14 protein-coding genes are annotated in these 14,295 nt (G+C 59.6%); 6 read left to right on the top strand and 8 right to left on the bottom strand.

Annotated features, from left to right (window positions below):
• The 4 genes from oadA (at position 1) to AC07UI_RS02485 (ending at position 4,600) form a co-directional block, all read left to right on the top strand.
• Complete coding sequence (gene oadA / locus AC07UI_RS02500) at positions 1–1,809, top strand: sodium-extruding oxaloacetate decarboxylase subunit alpha (RefSeq protein ID WP_494990970.1); 1,809 nt, start codon at positions 1–3, stop codon at positions 1,807–1,809.
• A gap of 316 nt (positions 1,810–2,125) precedes the next feature.
• On the top strand, positions 2,126–3,481 hold the full coding sequence (locus tag AC07UI_RS02495) for a type II toxin-antitoxin system HipA family toxin (RefSeq protein WP_494990969.1): 1,356 nt from the start codon (positions 2,126–2,128) through the stop codon (positions 3,479–3,481).
• Positions 3,478–3,756: a helix-turn-helix domain-containing protein gene (locus AC07UI_RS02490; protein WP_494990968.1), complete on the top strand. Its 279-nt coding sequence runs from the start codon at positions 3,478–3,480 to the stop codon at positions 3,754–3,756. The genes AC07UI_RS02495 and AC07UI_RS02490 overlap by 4 nt, the downstream gene beginning before the upstream one ends.
• A 493-nt stretch (positions 3,757–4,249) precedes the next feature.
• The gene (locus AC07UI_RS02485) at positions 4,250–4,600 is read left to right on the top strand and encodes a hypothetical protein (RefSeq protein WP_494990967.1); all 351 of its coding nucleotides are present in this window, start codon (positions 4,250–4,252) and stop codon (positions 4,598–4,600) included.
• Here AC07UI_RS02485 and AC07UI_RS02480 read toward each other — a convergent pair.
• A complete protein-coding gene (locus AC07UI_RS02480) occupies positions 4,500–5,348 on the bottom strand; it encodes an amino acid ABC transporter permease (protein ID WP_494990966.1) in 849 nt (282 codons plus the stop codon). The genes AC07UI_RS02485 and AC07UI_RS02480 overlap by 101 nt on opposite strands.
• Positions 5,345–6,166 (bottom strand): ABC transporter substrate-binding protein, encoded by an 822-nt coding sequence (locus AC07UI_RS02475; protein ID WP_494990965.1) that lies wholly within the window; start codon positions 6,164–6,166, stop codon positions 5,345–5,347. Before AC07UI_RS02475 ends, AC07UI_RS02480 begins: the two co-directional genes overlap by 4 nt.
• 113 nt (positions 6,167–6,279) lie before the next feature.
• Between AC07UI_RS02475 and AC07UI_RS02470 the strand changes: the two genes are divergently transcribed.
• A complete protein-coding gene (locus AC07UI_RS02470) occupies positions 6,280–7,179 on the top strand; it encodes a homocysteine S-methyltransferase family protein (protein WP_494990964.1) in 900 nt (299 codons plus the stop codon).
• 116 nt (positions 7,180–7,295) lie between these two features.
• Here the strand turns inward: AC07UI_RS02470 and AC07UI_RS02465 are convergent, their stop codons facing one another.
• The 3 genes from AC07UI_RS02465 to AC07UI_RS02455 are packed head-to-tail and all read right to left on the bottom strand — an operon-like array spanning position 7,296 to position 9,070.
• Entirely contained in the window at positions 7,296–7,973 is a 678-nt protein-coding gene (locus AC07UI_RS02465) for a GNAT family N-acetyltransferase (protein WP_494990963.1), read from the bottom strand.
• Between the two features lie 17 nt (positions 7,974–7,990).
• A complete protein-coding gene (locus AC07UI_RS02460; protein WP_494990962.1) occupies positions 7,991–8,437 on the bottom strand; it encodes a GNAT family N-acetyltransferase in 447 nt (148 codons plus the stop codon).
• Between the two features lie 9 nt (positions 8,438–8,446).
• Positions 8,447–9,070, bottom strand: a complete 624-nt coding sequence (locus AC07UI_RS02455) for an FMN-binding negative transcriptional regulator (protein ID WP_494990961.1) — start codon at positions 9,068–9,070, stop codon at positions 8,447–8,449.
• 104 nt (positions 9,071–9,174) lie between these two features.
• On the opposite strand from AC07UI_RS02455, the gene pdxR reads away from it, so the two are divergent.
• Positions 9,175–10,722: a MocR-like pyridoxine biosynthesis transcription factor PdxR gene (gene pdxR, locus AC07UI_RS02450; protein WP_494990960.1), complete on the top strand. Its 1,548-nt coding sequence runs from the start codon at positions 9,175–9,177 to the stop codon at positions 10,720–10,722.
• 86 nt (positions 10,723–10,808) lie between these two features.
• On the opposite strand, the gene AC07UI_RS02445 is transcribed toward pdxR, so the two are convergent.
• The 3 genes from AC07UI_RS02445 to AC07UI_RS02435 all read right to left on the bottom strand — a co-directional run bounded on the left by AC07UI_RS02445 (position 10,809) and on the right by AC07UI_RS02435 (position 14,227).
• Entirely contained in the window at positions 10,809–11,906 is a 1,098-nt protein-coding gene (locus tag AC07UI_RS02445; protein ID WP_494990959.1) for a polyamine ABC transporter substrate-binding protein, read from the bottom strand.
• Between the two features lie 12 nt (positions 11,907–11,918).
• Positions 11,919–12,950, bottom strand: coding sequence for a histone deacetylase family protein (locus tag AC07UI_RS02440; protein WP_494990958.1), 1,032 nt, complete (start codon positions 12,948–12,950; stop codon positions 11,919–11,921).
• A 284-nt stretch (positions 12,951–13,234) separates the two neighbouring features.
• Positions 13,235–14,227, bottom strand: coding sequence for an AraC family transcriptional regulator (locus tag AC07UI_RS02435; protein WP_494990957.1), 993 nt, complete (start codon positions 14,225–14,227; stop codon positions 13,235–13,237).
• Positions 14,228–14,295 lie beyond the last annotated feature (68 nt).

Below are 14,295 nucleotides of genomic sequence, written 5' to 3'. Positions count from 1 at the left end.
ATGACCAAGAAAATTCACGTTACTGACACGATCCTGCGCGACGCCCACCAATCGCTGCTCGCGACCCGCATGCGCACCGAAGACATGCTGCCGATCTGCGACAAGCTCGACAAAGTCGGCTACTGGTCGCTGGAAGTCTGGGGCGGCGCGACTTTCGACGCCTGCGTGCGCTTCCTGAAAGAAGACCCGTGGGAGCGCCTGCGCAAACTGCGTGCGGCCTTGCCTAACACCCGTCTGCAAATGCTTCTGCGTGGTCAGAACCTGCTGGGCTACCGCCACTACAGCGACGACGTAGTCAAAGCCTTCGTCGCCAAGGCCGCGGTCAACGGCATCGACGTGTTCCGCATCTTCGACGCCATGAACGACGTGCGTAACCTGCGCGTTGCCATCGAAGCGGTGAAAGCTGCCGGCAAACACGCCCAGGGCACCATCGCCTACACCACCAGCCCGGTGCACACCATCGAGGCCTTCGTGGCGCAAGCCAAGCAAATGGAAGCCATGGGTTGCGACTCTGTTGCGATCAAGGACATGGCCGGCCTGCTGACCCCGTACGCCACTGGCGAACTGGTCAAGGCGCTGAAAGCCGAGCAATCGCTGCCTGTGTTCGTCCACTCCCATGACACCGCCGGTTTGGCTGCGATGTGCCAACTCAAGGCCATCGAAAACGGTGCCGACCATATCGACACTGCGATCTCCAGTTTCGCCTGGGGCACCAGCCATCCGGGTACCGAGTCGATGGTCGCCGCCCTTAAAGGCAGCGAATTCGACACCGGCCTGAGCCTGGAGCTTTTGCAGGAAATCGGTCTGTATTTCTACGCCGTGCGTAAGAAATATCACCAGTTCGAAAGCGAATTCACCGCCGTCGACACCCGCGTGCAAGTCAACCAGGTACCGGGCGGGATGATTTCCAACCTGGCCAACCAGTTGAAAGAGCAGGGCGCGCTGAACCGCATGAGCGAAGTGCTGGCGGAGATCCCGCGGGTTCGTGAGGACCTCGGCTTCCCGCCGCTGGTAACCCCGACCTCGCAGATTGTCGGCACTCAGGCGTTCTTCAACGTGCTGGCTGGCGAGCGTTACAAAACCATTACCAACGAAGTGAAGCTCTACCTGCAAGGCGGCTACGGCAAGGCGCCGGGTACCGTGAACGAGAAACTGCGTCGTCAGGCCATCGGCAGCGAAGAGGTGATCGACGTGCGTCCGGCCGATTTGCTCAAGCCGGAAATGACCAAGCTACGTGGCGACATCGGCGCGTTGGCCAAGTCCGAAGAAGACGTGCTGACCTACGCCATGTTCCCGGACATCGGTCGTAAGTTCCTCGAAGAGCGCGAAGCCGGCACCCTGACCCCGGAAGTGCTGCTGCCGATCCCGGAAGCCGGCGGCGTGAGGTCGGCCGGTGGCGAAGGCGTACCGACCGAGTTCGTCATCGACGTCCACGGCGAAACCTACCGCGTCGACATCACCGGTGTTGGCGTCAAGGCTGAAGGCAAGCGTCACTTCTACCTGTCCATCGACGGCATGCCGGAAGAAGTGGTGTTCGAACCGCTCAATGAATTCGTCAGCGGCGGTAGCAGCAAGCGCAAGCAGGCCTCCGCGCCGGGCCACGTCAGTACCACCATGCCGGGCAACATCGTCGATGTGCTGGTCAAGGAAGGCGACACCGTGAAAGCCGGCCAGGCGGTGCTGATCACCGAAGCGATGAAGATGGAAACCGAAGTTCAATCGGCCATCGCCGGCAAAGTCACCGCTATCCATGTGGCCAAGGGCGACCGGGTCAACCCTGGCGAAATCCTGATCGAGATCGAGGGCTGATTGACAGCCTTTGACTGAAACGCTTTAAACCTCGGGGGGGCATGTGCTCCCCTTTTTTTTCGTCTGTCCGAAACACCGTCCTGGCGGGTTGCCCAGATGTCCTGTAGGAGCCGAGCTTGCTCGCGAAGAACGATGACGCGGTCTGTCAGTAGCTCGTTTGCCATTATCTGCAATTTATTGCGTTTTTTTCCGATAATAACGATAAGAACTGCATTTTATTGCGTTTTAAAGTTGAGTGGATGAAGTGAATCTGCACTATATTGCAAACCAAGAGTTACTTAGCGCATCAAAGATGCATTAAATTGCAGGTTTGCTTATGTACGCCCTGACACTCCAGATCTACGCAGTCGGAAATTGGCTAGACGCCATGACCTTGGTATTTGCCGAGCCGCAAAAAGGCTTCGAAGGCCCGTGCCGATTCGCTTACAAGCAGGATTACATCACCGGTAATTTCGACTACATCCCATCACCCTTTGCCAGGGCCGTCAGCGCCAGATTGCCGCTGGATTGGGACAGTGTGTCGCTGAAAAAAGCGCCCGCCTTCCTGCATGACATCGCGCCGGCTGGTGCGGCCAAGCGCTTCCTGATGGCGCGCATTGGCCAGGAAAAACCTGAAGAGGTGAGTGCCGACCTGTTTTTGCTGGGTCGAAGCACCCCGGCGCCCATCGGCAACATGCGGATCAAGGAGTCGGTTGACGCGTTGGATAACCGATTACCGATGGGATTTCGCCGGGAGGAAGTGATTGCCCGCGATAACTCCTTTCTGGAATACGCCTACGAGCAAGGAGCGGCCATTGGTGGGGCGACCGGGGCGGGTGGTGAAGCGCCCAAGCTGTTGATGACCGAAAACCGCGCGGGCCTGCTGTACCCGGACGCCGTGCTGAGCGACGCTGAAGTGGTGCGTCATTGGTTCGTGAAGTTCGCCCGTAATAAAGCCGCACAGACTGATCAAGACATTCTTAGAAGTGAATTTCACTACTACAAAGCGTTGCAGACCCTAGGAATCGAGACCATTGCAGCAGAAGGTCTGGCGCTGGAGGAGGCGAACAAGCCGAGCCTATGGATGCAACGCTTTGACCGCAAGGTGACCGAACAGGGCGTCGAGCGGCTGGCGGTCGAATCGATCTATTCGCTGGCCGGCGTCACCACACCCGGCAGCTATATGAATCATCTGGAGGTGATTCAGCTCCTTGCAAATCTATGGAAACAGGCTGGCCAGGTGGATCAAGTGCCGGAGCTGGTGGCGGATTATCTGCGACGTGATTTGCTCAACAAGATTCTCGGTAACTCGGATAACCATGGGCGTAACACGGCGATCATCCGCGATGTGGATTCCTTTCGCCTCGCTCCGATCTACGATCTGGCACCGATGGTGATGGATGAGGAGGGCGTCACGCGCACCACCAAATGGCCGAAAGACCTGGAGGTGGCCGGTGAGATTGACTGGCGCGGTGTGTGCCATGCGTTAGCTGATATCGCTGATCCGCAGGACGCGTTGGCTGGCATTCTCGACCCGCAGGGTGCGTTCGAACGCCTGCGACAGGATGCTGACCACTTGCTGGCGCTGCCAGACATTCTGGCGGCCAGCGGCTTGCCCGACGTCACCATGAACCACCCGAGTATCGCCTTGAAAAACCTTGAGCAGCGTTTAAAAAACTGGGGGCTGAAATGACGCTTTCCATTGACGCTCGCGCTCTGCTGATCGAGAGCATTCAACAAGGACTGGCTGAAGGCACTCTGGAAATCGGCGAGGCCGTCCGCCGTTTGCGAGTGGAGGTCACCGGCCTGCATCAAAGCCAATTTTCCCGCATGTGCAAAATTTCGGTGCGCACGCTGGTGCACATCGAGCATGGGGAAGGGAATCAGACCCTCAAGTCGCTGAATGCCGTGTTTCGGCCCTTTGGGTTGCAGATGGGGGTGGTGAGGGTTCGCAGGAACATTAGTTGAGCGTGGGCATCACACCTTTAATTACGTCGGGTGAGATCCCTCGTAGCAGCTGCCGAAGGCTGCGTTCGGCGGCGAAGCCGTCGCAATTCGGACACCACGACTCATCTGACTGACCGCACACGCAGGTTTTACGACTGCTACGCAGCCGAACGCAGCCTTCGGCAGCTGCTACGGAGGGTGGCGAGGCATGAGCGTAGGAACGGTCTGGGATGCAGGGACCGGGTTTTACATCGGGCAGGCGCTCGCCTATAGTTCGCCCGTCGCCGACGAATCGGTGATCGACTTTAGCCGGTCGGAATAGATGATGCACAAGCGCCCGTTTCGACGCGGCGCTTTTTGCTGCCTGGCATGTCTGTGTCTATGGCGGCTGTGCGTGGGACACCTTCGGGTGTGCCGGATTCATCTGTCCGGTCGGCTAACCCGCGTACAGCTGCCACCCTGATTCGTTTAGCCGCGAACGGTGGAAGTTTTCCTAACAGATGAGATCAATGCCATGCTCAATTACACCCCCCTCCAAAGCAACCTCAGCGTCGAACCCACTTTATTCCTCAACCTCGACGCCGACGCCTGCGATCTCTTCGAGACCGCGATCCACCGCATCAAGACCGCACGTAATTTGCTCAACAGCGTCACCTGCCTGAGCGTGAAGGATGCCGAGGGCTACGACCTGGAACACTTCGCCAACGCCGCGCATTTGCTGATTCAGGATGGCTGCGATGCCCTGGATGCACTGGGCTGGAAGCTCAATCGGTCATCTGGCTGCGCTGCTGATACGCCTTCCCGTAATGGCGCTCCATCCGTGCCTGAATCAACTCCAGACCAATCGACATCAACCAGTAGATGATCGCCGCCGTGCTCAGCATTTCGATGTAGCGGTAGCTGGAGCGGCCGTAGGACTGAGCCAGGAACATCACTTCCCAGACGCCCATCACCGAGATCAGTGACGAGTCTTTGAGCATCGAGATGAATTGGTTGGTGGTGGGTGGGATGATGGTGCGCATGGCTTGCGGCAGGGTGACCCGCCAGAAGATCACTGTCTCGCGCATGCCCAGTGCCAGCGAGGCTTCGCGCTGACCGTGGGGTACGCCGAGGATGCCGGCGCGAAAAATTTCGCTCAAGTACGCGCCGTAGTTCAGCGACAAGGCGATGATCCCGGCCGCAATGGCGCCGGGGACAATGCCCAGTTGCGGCAGGCCGAGGTAGATCAGCAGGATCTGAATCAACAGCGGTGTGCCGCGAAAAAACGACGCGTAAAAACTCGCGACGCCGAACGCTACCGCGCTCTTCGACAGCCGCGCCAGGGCAGTGATGAAGCCCAGCAGAGACGAGGCGACGATCGAGCCCAGACACAAAAACAGTGTCAGCGCTGCGCCTTGCAAGAAGCCATTGGGCGCCAGATGCAGGCCGATCAGGTTCGGCAGTTTGTCGAGGATGATCGAGAACTTCAGGTCGAAGCTCAGGAAAAAACTCGCGAACAAGCCGAGCATCGCCGCCCAGGTCAGGTACAGGCGCGTGCGAAAGCCAAAGACACGTTTGAGCAACGACTCAGCCACCGGTTGTGGCGGCTGAGGCGGTTGGGGGAAAGAAGTCATTTGCTGATGTCGGCGCCGATCCATTTTTGCGACAGCCTGGTCAGGGTGCCGTCCTGTTTCAGCTGGGCGAAGACTTCACGCACTTTGCTGTCCCACTGCGCGTCGCCTTTTTCGATGGCCACCGAGTTAGGTTCCGAATACAGCGGCTCACCGGCAAGCTTGAAGCGTTTGTCTTCGGTAAGTCGCGGTTGCGCGGTTACCAGGTTGGTAAGGATTGCGTCCAGCCGAACCCCGGCACCCAGGCCCAGGTCCTGGAAGGCGACGTTGTCGGTGTCATACGGGGCGATCTGCACGTCCTCGAACGGGTACTGCAACCGGGTGTCCTCGGCTCCTTCGATCACCAGGTTTTTGTTCAGGTAGCTTTCGTAGCTGGAGGCGCTGGTGAGGCCGACTTTTTTGCTGCTCAGGTCTTTGGCGTTATGGATGCGGTCATCCTTGGCATTGACCACGATCACTGCCGGTGAGGCGTAGTACTCCACCGGGAAATCGAAGACCTCGGCGCGTGCCTTGCTCGGGGTCATGGAGCAGATGCAGATGTCATAGCGACCACTCCAGCGCCCGGCGGCGATCACATCCCAGGACGGGGTCTCGAGGCGCAGTTTGACGCCGAGTTTGTCTGCTACGGCTTTGGCCACGTCAACATCGAAACCATCGAGTTGGTTCTGATCGTTGAGGAACGAGAAGGGTGGATAACTTTCCATCAGCACGCCCACCAGCTCTTTCTTTTGTTCGACGCGATCCAGCGTGGCACCGGCAAATACCTGGGTGGAGGCAGCGAGAATCGTCAGGCCCAAGGCCAGCAGCGGTTGAAGTTTCACGGGTGGTTCCTGAATAAAAAAGAGGTTGTTATTAACTGAATGGTGCGTATTTAATAGTTATAAGAACGACTCAGGTAGTGAGTTATTTTCATAAGCATATGAGTAAAAAGCATATGAGCGCAGGCAGCACGGTAATTCTGGATGGCGGCATGGGTCGTGAACTGCAGCGCCGAGGCGCTCCGTTCAGGCAGCCTGAGTGGTCAGCACTGGCCTTGAGCGAAGCCCCGCAAGCGGTTGAGGCGGTTCACATCGCTTATATCGAAAGCGGTGCCAACGTTATTACCAGCAACAGCTATGCGGTAGTGCCGTTTCATATTGGGGAAGAGCGTTTTGCAGCTGAAGGTCAGGCGCTCGCCGCATTGGCGGGTGAACTGGCGCGTCGTGCGGCCGACGCCGCCAGGCAGCCGGTGCGTGTGGCGGGCTCATTGCCACCGCTGTTCGGTTCCTATCGTCCGGACCTGTTCGATGCGTCGCGGGTGTCCGAGTTACTGACGCCGTTGGTGGCCGGTCTGGCCCCGCATGTGGACCTGTGGCTGGCGGAAACCCAGAGTTCTATCGTCGAAGCCCGGGCGATTCACGCGGGCCTGCCGAAGGATGGCAAGCCGTTCTGGTTGTCATTCACCTTGAAGGATGAAGACACCGACGAAGTACCGCGTTTGCGCTCCGGCGAGCCGGTTAGCGAGGCCGCAGCTGTCGCCGCGCAACTGGGCGTTGAAACCTTGTTGTTCAATTGCAGCCAGCCGGAAGTGATCGGGGCCGCGATCGACGCAGCCCGGGAAACGTTTGAGCGGTTGGGGGTGAAAATCAACATTGGCGCTTACGCCAACGCGTTCCCGCCGCAGCCCAAAGAAGCCACGGCCAACGATGGTCTGGACCCATTGCGTGAAGACCTCGATCCGCCGGGATACCTGCAATGGGCGGCCGATTGGCAGAAACGTGGTGCCAGCCATCTGGGCGGTTGCTGCGGGATAGGGCCGGAGCATATTGCGGTGTTGGCGCAGAAACTGGTGTAAAGATCGTTCCCACGCTCCGCGTGGGAATGCCTCACTGGACGCTCTGCGTCCGCTCCTGAATGTGGCGCGCAGCGTCACGGGCTGCATTCCCACGCAGAGCGTGGGAACGATCATCGTCAGGAATTCTGACGACACTCCACCAACGTCTTGACCTGCCCAGACCCCGCCTGATTTTCCTCGCTTAACCACTTCTCAAACCCTGCCCCAATCGCCGGCCATTCCGAATCCAGGATCGAGTACCACGCCGTGTCACGGTTTTGACCTTTGACCACCATGTGCTGGCGGAACACCCCTTCAAAACTGAAGCCCAGACGCTCAGCCGCGTACTTGGAGCGGGCATTGCCGTTGTTGCACTTCCATTCCAGACGGCGGTACCCCAACGCAAAAGACTCTTTGGCCAGCAGATAAACCGCTTCCGTACTTTTCGGTGAACGCTGCATTGGTGCGCCGAAGGTAACGTGGCCGATTTCGATCCGGCCTTGGGCCGGGACGATCGACATCAGGCTGAGAATGCCCTGAACGTCGCCGCTGGCGCGGTCGATCACGGTGAAAAAATACGGGTCGCTATTGGCCGCGTGGTTGTTTAGCCAGTCATCGAATGCATCGCGCTCGGCGAAGGGGCCATAAGGCAGATAGTCCCAGAGTTTTGGATCGGAATTCGGGCCTTGTAGCGCTTGCCACAGGCCATCGCCGTGACGTGCCGGGTCGAGTTTCTCCAGGCGGATGAAGCGCCCTTCGATGAGTTTCACCGAGGGCGCAGGGACGCCTTTCCAGTGAGCGAGTGGGTTCGACATGCTGCTCTCCTTAAACCTTAAAGGCCTTTGCGAAACTGGATGAAGCCAGGGCGCTCGGCGATGCGCTCGTAGAGCCGAATAGCAGTGGCATTGGTCTCGTGGGTCAGCCAATGGACCTTGGCGCAACCGTCAGCGCGTGCGGTGTCATAGACGAATTCAATCAGCTGCCGACCGACGCCGGTGCCGCGTGTTTCCGGGACGACCAGCAGGTCCTGCAGGTAGCAGGCGTTTTCGATGCTCCAGTTGGAGCGGTGGTAAATGAAGTGCACCAGACCCACCGCCTTGCCGTCGAGCCAGGCAAGGGCGGCGTGGGTTGGTTCGTTCGGATCGAGTAAGCGTTGCCAGGTGCTCTGATAAACAGTGCCGGGCAACTCAGTGTCGTAGAAGCGCAGGTAGGCTTGCCACAACGGTTGCCAGGCGGCGTGGTCGTTGGCGGTGACGGGGCGGATCTCGATCTGACTCATGGTTATTCCTTAACGCATCAAGTGGGCGAGGGCCTGGTCGTGCAGGTCGGGACTGGCGGCCAGCCCTTCACGCACACCGGCGATGTCTGTGGTACTGCGGTTCTGGCTGAGCTTGCGTTTGCCTTCCAGACGCTGGATCGGCAAAGCGATACCGACGATGGCCTTGAGCATGCCGTCGATGTAGTGGGCCGGCGCATCGTCGACCTTCCACGGTTTGGCGCGACCGGCTTCGTGGCGATCGGTCAGGGCGCTGACCAGGTTGCGCAAGCGGTGCGCGTCGCTGAACACTTCGGCCTTGCCATAGGCATGTACGGCGACGTAGTTCCAGGTCGGCACGACTTTGCCGTGGTCGGCTTTGCTCGGGTAAAACGAGGGGCTGACATAAGCATCGGCCCCGGCGAAGATCACCAGTGCTTCAGCGCCGGCCTCCAGTTCCTGCCATTGCCGATTGGCCCTGGCCAAATGCCCGTAGAGGGTGCCATTGGGCCCTTGCTCAGGGCTCAGCAACAGCGGCAAATGGCTGGCTTGCAAGCCTTGTGCGCCGTGGGTGATCAGCATCGCGAGCCGGGTGCTGAGGATTTGTTGGTGCAGTTGCAACACGTCTTGTTCGGCAAATGCGCTGGGTGTGTACATGGAAATATTCCTTGGCGAATGCCTGCATCCTAGGCAGGCTATTGGTCTGTTGTAAGAGCCATTAATGACAAATTTCATAGGTCCATTTTTTGAGGTCCCAGCCCATGTCCCTTGCGCCGCTGTCCTTGTCGTTCAACCCGGCGGGTATCGAACTGGATCGTCGTCAGGGCTTGAGTCGACAGCTCTATCAGGCTTTGCGCTTGCGGGTACTGGACGGACGCCTGGCCAGCGGCACGCGTTTGCCTGCTACCCGGGACCTGGCCGCAGCCTTGTCGATTTCCCGCAATAGCGTAGTTCGCGCCTACGATCAGCTGTACGCCGAAGGCTTTATCGAAGGGCGCGTGGGTGACGGCACCTATGTGGCTCTGTTACCGGAGACAGCCCTCCCGGTGAAAAAACTATCCACAAAAGTATCCACAGGGTTTTCAACAGGCTTACCCACAGGGTTATCCACAAAATCGTCTGTTTTACCTGGGATTACATCCAGTAAAGTTATCCACAGCAGTGCCCTTGAGCGTGTCGAGCAGCACCATTTGACCAGGCCGCCGGGTGGTCCTCCGCGCGCTTTTCGGGTGGGTGTTCCGGCTTTTGATCTGTTCCCGTTCGAGGTCTGGGCCAAGCTGAATGCGGCTTTCTGGCGAAAACCGGATTTGCAGCAGTTGTGTTATGGCGCGCCGGAAGGCGACGCACGCTTGCGCGGGCTGGTCGCTGCATATTTGCGCAGCTCCCGTGGCATGCAGTGCAGCGCTGAACAAATTGTGATCACCAGTGGCGCGCAGCAGGGAATTAGCCTTTGTGCACAGTTGCTGGTGGAGCCCGGCGATGGGGTGGCTGTGGAAAACCCGGGCTATCGCGCGGCCGGCCATGCCTTTGCCGTGGCAGGGGCGCAGTTGCGCGGTGTGGCGGTGGACAGCGAGGGCATGGACTGCACGCAATTGGCGACTTTGAGCGATTGCCGGCTGGCCTATGTCACCCCCTCTCATCAGTATCCGACCGGGGTGGTCATGAGTCTGGCGCGGCGTCTGGAGTTGCTGGCATGGGCCGAGCGCACCCAAGGCTGGATCGTCGAGGACGACTATGACGGCGAATACCGTTACAGCGGCGCACCACTGGCGCCCTTGGCCGCGCTGGATCGCCAGGGCCGTGTGTTGTATGTCGGGACTTTCGGCAAAGTCGCGTTTCCGGCGTTGCGCCTGGGCTATCTGGTGTTGCCGATGGGGCTGGTGGAGGCCTTCGCCCAACGTCGGGCAGTGGATGTGCGGCACTCGGAGGTCAGCACCCAAGCGGTGATGGCTGAGTTCATGGCGGCCGGGCATTTTCAGCGGCATATCCGCCGGATGCGCCGCGCAGCGTTGAGTCGACGCAATGCATTGTTGGCCGGTTGGCCTGTGGATATCCCGGGTGTTGGCAGTTTGCCCAGTGTGGCGGCGGGTTTGCATCTGACCGTACGGGTGGACAGTCCGGCCCGCGAACGTGAGCTGATCGAACAAGCCGCGAGTGTCGATGTGGAGATCAGTGGCTTGAGCCGTTACTGGTTACCGGATTCGAGTACGCCAGTAGAGGAGCGGGCAGGGTTGGTGCTCGGGTTTGCGGCGGTGCCGGAAGTGGCCATTGAGGCGGCACTGACGCGGTTACGGGGCGTCTGGAGTTGATGAGATCTGATCGGGATTGAAAGACCCGCGCAGTGGCGGGTCTTCGGTTTCGCTCTCCGGACATCAATGCCCGGCAATCATTCGGTTCAGGTCCCGGACTTGATCTTGGTCCAGGCTCGGGTACGTGCGCGCTCCGCATCACGCGGCAAGGGTTGCAGGGTATAGAGCGTGCTCATCGCCGCTTCGGTCGGGTACAGGTTGGGGTTGGTGCGGATCGCCGGGTCGACTAGATCGGTGGCGTCCTTGTTCGGGTTCGGGTAGCCGACGAAGTCGCTGATTGGCGCGATCACTTTCGGTTGCAGCAGGTAGTTGATGAAGGTGTAAGCGTCTTCCGGATCTTTGGCGCCTTTAGGGATCGACAGCATGTCGAACCAGATCGGCGCGCCTTCTTTGGGCAGGCGCATATCGACGACGACACCGTTCTTGGCTTCCTTGGCACGGTTGGCGGCCTGGGAGAAGCTGCCGGAATAACCGACCGCGACGCAGATGTCGCCGTTGGCGATATCGGCCATGTACTTGGAGGAGTGGAAGTAGGTGATGTACGGACGAATCTTCAGTAGCAGCGCTTCAGCTTTGGCGTAGTCCGCAGGCTTGGTGCTGTTGGGCGGCAGGCCGAGGTGTTGCAGGGCCAGCGGCAGGATCTCCGACGGCGAGTCGAGCAGAGCGACGCCGCACTGCTTGAGTTTGCTGATGTTCTCCTCCTTGAAGATCAGGTCCCAGCTGTCCACCGGCGCGTTGTCGCCCAGCGCGGCCTTGATCTTGTCCGGGTTGAAACCGATCAGGATGGTGCCGTACATGTAGGGCACGGCGTATTTGTTGCCGGGGTCGTTGGCTTCGATCAGCTTCATCAGCTTGGGATCGAGGTGGTTCCAGTTCGGCAGCTTGCTGCGGTCCAGTGGCTGGAACACCCCGGCTTCGATCTGCTTGGCCAGGAACACGTTGGACGGCACCACCACGTCATAACCGGAGTTGCCGGTGAGCAGCTTGGCTTCCAGCGCTTCGTTGGTGTCGAAGATGTCGTAGATCAGTTTGACCTTGGTCTCGGCCTTGAAGTCTTCGAGGGTTTTGGGGGTGATGTAATCGAACCAGTTGTAGACCCGCAAGGTGCGGTCTTCAGCATGTACGGCGCCGCTGAGCACTGTGGCGCAGAGCGCTGGAGCGATAAAACGCTTGAGTCTGTTCATTGTTCTAATTCCTCATTGGGCGCTTTGGAAACCTTCGAGAACGTTCACGGCGTTGATGCCGATTTCTTCTACCGCGTAACCGCCTTCCATCACGAACAGCGTCGGCTTGCCGAGACGCGCGATACGTTCGCCCATGCGCAGGTAGTCCGGGCTGTCGAGCTTGAACTGGGAGATCGGGTCGTCCTTGAAGGTGTCGACGCCCAGAGAAACCACCACGACATCGGCGCCGTAGCTTTCGATCTCTTTGCAGGCCAGTTCCAGTGCAGCGCTCCAGCTGTCCCAGCCGCTGCCGGCGGCCAGCGGGTAGTTGAAGTTGAAACCTTCGCCAGCACCTTCTCCGTGCTCGTCTTCGTAACCGAGGAAGAACGGAAACTCGGCTTGCGGGTGGCCATGGATCGAAGCAAACAGCACGTCGCTGCGCTCATAGAAAATCGATTGGGTGCCGTTGCCGTGGTGGTAGTCGACGTCGAGGATGGCAACCTTTTTATGGCCTTGATCGAGGAATGCCTGAGCGGCGATGGCCGCGTTGTTCAGGTAGCAGTAACCGCCCATCAAGTCGCTGGCAGCGTGGTGTCCCGGTGGTCGGCACAGGGCGAAAGCACTGCGAGCGCCGCGTTGGATTTCCGCCTGGGCTGTGAGCGCGACTTGCGCTGCGCTGTACGCGGCTTGCCAGGTGCCGGCGGTGATCGGCGCGCCGCCGTCGAAGCTGTAATAGCCGAGTTGGCCATGCAGACTTTTCGGGATCACCCTGCGCAAGGTGCGGGCCGGCCAGGTGTAGGGCAGCAAGTCACCCTCACGACCGAACTCGGTCCAGCGCTGCCAGGCGCCTTTGAAGAAGTCCAGATATTCGCTGGAGTGAATCCGCTGGATCGGCCCCAAACCGAAATCCTGCGGTGCTTGCACCGGGCCCAGGCTGCGGTACTGGACCCGCTGCAGAACGTGATCGGCGCGCGAGGGCATTTCGAAGCAGGGCATCAGTTGCCCGTCCATCAATTCACAACGGCCGTGGTGCAGGTGGTGATCATCCGAGTAGATCGTCAGCATTTCTTATTCTCCGCAGGCTGATTCGGTTGCTCACAGTCTTGCGGCGCACGGAGTTTGAGAGAACGGCAGGAGCGGCCAAAAGGGGATCGATATGGCCAAATTGTTTGTCCGAAATTCGCCCCTCAATGGCGCGGGAGACATGATCGTTCCCACGCTCTGCGTGGGAATGCCTCATTGGACGCTCTGCTTCGGCTGCGACGCGGAGCGTCACGGGCTGCATTCCCACGCGGGAGCGTGGGAACGATCGTCGCCCGTAGGAGCTGCCGCAGGCTGCGATATTCGGTTCAGGGCCGGAACTGACTCGGCGCAACGCCGCTCCAGCGGACGAAGGCATGGCGGAAACTGGCGGTTTCGCTGAAACCCAGGTTTTCGGCGATCTGGTAAATCGGCAACTGATCTTCGCGGAGCATTTGCTTGGCCCGCTCAAAGCGCAGCTCGTCGAGCAGCTCCTGATAGCTGCACCCCAGATCCTTGAGATGCCTGCGCAGAGTGCGCGCCGAACAGTTCATTTGCTCGGCCAAGCCCTCAAGTCCCGGTGCAGCGTTGAGTTGCGTGGCGAGCAGTTGGCGGATTCGCCCCAGCCAGGCCTGACGTCCGGTGAATTCGGTGTTCTGTTTGCGGCAGCGCTCGGCCATGGCCTGGTGGGTAATGGTGTCGGCCAGTGGCAACGGTTGGTCGAGCCACCGCTTGTCGAAGGCAAAGCCATTGGCCGTGGCATCGAACTGCAAGGAGCAGTCGAAGCGCTCGGTGTAGCGGGTCTGGTAGTCCGGTGCGGGATATTCGAAGCGGGCACCGAGCAATGGCAGCGGGTGGCCGAGCAGGTCGTCGCAGATGACCTTCATCGAGACCAGGCAGAACTCGGTGTTGAACTCCGCCAGCGCCGGGTTTTCCCGATAGTCGCCGGCCGTGAGCCAGATGCGCTCGCCATCGTCCTCGAGGCTCAACTCGAAAAGTGTTCCCAATAGCGCCGGATAATGCAGCGCCAGACGCAAAGCGTCACCGAAGGTGGCACTGGTGAGCAGGGCATAACCCAGCATGCCGTAGGAAGAGACATGCATGCGCCGGCCCAGCTCCAGGCCGATCTCGCGCTTGAGCGCGACAGCATTGGCGCAAACCTGCATTTCTTGATTAGTGGTGATTCGCGTGTCGGCACGGCTCAGATCTGTCGCACTGATGCCGCTGCCGGCCAACAGCGCTTCGCTGGACAGACCTTCAGCCTTGAAGGTGCTGAGCACCAGTGAGACCGCGTTGAGGGTCGTGAGATGGGAGTGCAGCATGCTCGGTTCCGGCTGGGGATGCTGGAACCGAGCAAGTTGTGTGCCGCAAGTTGGCGGATAATTGATCG

Source organism: Pseudomonas sp. GW821-FHT04C07 (assembly GCF_059420325.1).
Note: the sequence above shows the minus strand (reverse complement) of the source record. Positions and strands in the feature narration are given on the sequence as shown.